Source organism: Shewanella sp. TC10 (genome assembly GCF_009663145.1).
Taxonomy (GTDB): domain Bacteria; phylum Pseudomonadota; class Gammaproteobacteria; order Enterobacterales; family Shewanellaceae; genus Shewanella.
Genome location: NZ_VKHR01000120.1, coordinates 1 through 2102, shown reverse-complemented (window position 1 = coordinate 2102; position 2102 = coordinate 1). Strand labels below are relative to the sequence as shown.

Below are 2102 nucleotides of genomic sequence, written 5' to 3'. Positions count from 1 at the left end.
CTATGGTTGAAATCGATGCTAGTGTAGTAGATATGTGTAAAACCTATTTTCCTCAACATTCTCAAGGGGCTTTCGAAGACCCACGAGTGAATTTAGTGATTGATGATGGGATGCACTTTATTGAAAACTGCCAACAATGCTTTGATGTCATTATTTCTGATTGTACCGACCCAGTTGGACCTGGAGAAGTGCTGTTTAGCTCAGCATTTTACGAAAACTGTAAGCGCTGCTTAACTGACAAAGGAATTTTTGTTGCGCAAAATGGCGTGGCTTTTATGCAACCTGAAGAGTTGCAAGATACAGTCAGACGAATGAGCCCATATGTAAAAGATTGTTGGTTTTACAATGCCGCAGTTCCTACTTACATAGGTGGCACGATGGCGTTTGCATGGGCAACGGATGACACCTCTGCCCGTGAGCAAGATTTAAAAACGCTAGCTAGCCGCTTTGAACAGGCTAATATTAGCACCCAGTACTATACCCCAGCTTTACATATGGCGAGCTTTGCTTTGCCTGCTTTTGTTGAAACTGCAGTTAAATCGGCACAGTCGGTCACTGCTTAAATTGCTTGAATAGATGGAATGAATAATATGAAAGATTGGTCTATCGAAAATGCTCGAGCTAGCTACAACGTGACGCATTGGTCTCAACAGTATTTTGGCATCGATGATAGTGGTGAAGTTACTGTTACACCCGATCCAAGTAAGCCTGATTGCACGATTGGTTTAAATGAACTCGCTAAAGACATGGTTAAAGCTGGCGTGGCTTTACCTGTGTTAGTGCGCTTTCCACAGATTTTACATCGTAGAGTTGAAAATCTTTGTGATGCGTTTAATGCGGCGATTCAAAAATATGAGTATCAAAATGATTACTTGCTGGTGTATCCGATTAAAGTAAACCAGCAGCAAACCGTCGTTGAAGAAATTTTAGCAAGCCAAAAGTCAAAAGAAGTACCGCAACTAGGTCTTGAAGCTGGCAGTAAGCCAGAATTAATGGCTGTGCTAGCAATGGCGCAAAAAGCCAGTTCAGTGATTGTATGTAATGGATACAAAGACAAAGAATATGTGCGTTTAGCACTTATCGGCGAAAAGCTGGGTCATAAAGTTTATATCGTCATAGAAAAAATCTCAGAGCTTAAACTCATCCTTGAAGAGTCTAAAAAATTAGGCGTAACACCACGCTTAGGCCTTCGTACTCGCCTTGCGTTCCAAGGTAAGGGGAAATGGCAAGCCAGTGGTGGTGAGAAGTCAAAATTTGGTTTATCTGCTGCGCAAGTACTTAAAGTACTGAATGAATTAAAAGAGCTCGAAATGATGAGTTCACTGCAACTAATTCATTTCCATTTAGGTTCTCAAATCGCCAATATTCGCGATATCCGCCAAGGCGTGAGTGAAGCAGGGCGTTTTTATTGTGAATTACGTAACATGGGCGCATTGATTGATACATTCGATGTGGGCGGTGGGTTAGCTGTCGATTATGATGGTACGCGAAGCCAAAGTAATAATTCAATGAATTATGGCTTAACAGAATATGCCAATAACATTGTCAGTGTATTAACCGATATTTGTAATGAATACGAGCAACCTATGCCGCGTATTATTTCAGAATCAGGTCGTCATTTAACCGCTCATCATGCTGTTTTGATTACCGATGTTATTGGTACTGAGTCATATAAGCCTGAAAATATTCAACCTCCAGAGGAGGATGCACCTCAGTTATTGCATAACATGTGGGAATCATGGACGGATATGAGCGAACGTCCTGATAACCGAGCAATTATTGAAATTTATCATGATACCCAAAGTGATATTGCAGAAGCGCATTCTTTGTTTTCTGTTGGTCAGTTGACCCTAATGCAACGCGCATGGGCTGAGCAAACGAATTTACGTGTGTGTTATGCCTTAAAAAGCTTATTAAGTAATAACAACCGTTATCACAGACCCATTATTGATGAACTAAATGAAAAACTAGCTGATAAATTCTTTGTTAACTTTTCACTGTTCCAGTCAATTCCTGATGCATGGGGAATCGATCAAGTGTTTCCGGTGTTGCCACTAAGTGGCCTTGATAAGCCACCAGAAAGACGTGCAGTAATGTTGGAT

1 protein-coding gene and 1 pseudogene are annotated in these 2102 nt (G+C 41.0%); both read left to right on the top strand.

What is annotated here, in order from left to right; genetic code table 11:
- Positions 1 to 563 (top strand): annotated as a pseudogene (locus tag FNZ24_RS21360) (polyamine aminopropyltransferase); the annotation flags it as partial.
- Between the two features lie 27 nt (positions 564 to 590).
- The coding region (speA, locus tag FNZ24_RS21355) for a biosynthetic arginine decarboxylase (RefSeq protein ID WP_153916813.1) at positions 591 to 2102 on the top strand (1512 nt) is incomplete at its 3' end.